Source organism: Streptomyces sp. BE303 (genome assembly GCF_036290945.1).
Lineage (GTDB): Bacteria > Actinomycetota > Actinomycetes > Streptomycetales > Streptomycetaceae > Kitasatospora.
In genome coordinates this window covers 1-380 of sequence record NZ_JAQYWZ010000050.1, presented here as the reverse complement: position 1 = coordinate 380, position 380 = coordinate 1, and the positions used below count along the sequence as shown (strand labels likewise).

Genomic DNA, 380 nt, shown 5'->3' with positions numbered 1-380 from the left:
TACTTCAACGCCGAGGAGCTGAAGGACGCCTACAACGCGGGCGACCCGGCCGACGACTGGACCAACAACCCCGAGGCCTGGACGGCGGACCTCCAGCACACCGGCGACTACACCACCGACTCCGCCACCCACACCCAGAACCACCACCACGTTAAAGAACCCAACAAACCCGGCCAACCCCCCCAAGAAAGGACCAACAACCCCCAACCCAAGAACCCGCTACAACAACAAACCACCCACAACAACACCAACACCCCCAACAACACCCAAAACACCCCCCAGGATGCCCGGGGGGGGCCCCCCCCGGCCCCCGGGGGGCACCCACCGGCGGCGCCGCGCTACCCGGCCGGGGCCGCCGGGTGGGGGTGGCCGAGGTGGGG

At 68.7% G+C, this 380-nt stretch carries 1 pseudogene; it reads left to right on the top strand.

Features of this window, described 5'->3' with window-relative positions:
• A pseudogene (locus PUR56_RS00165) lies at positions 1 to 380 on the top strand (hypothetical protein); the annotation flags it as partial.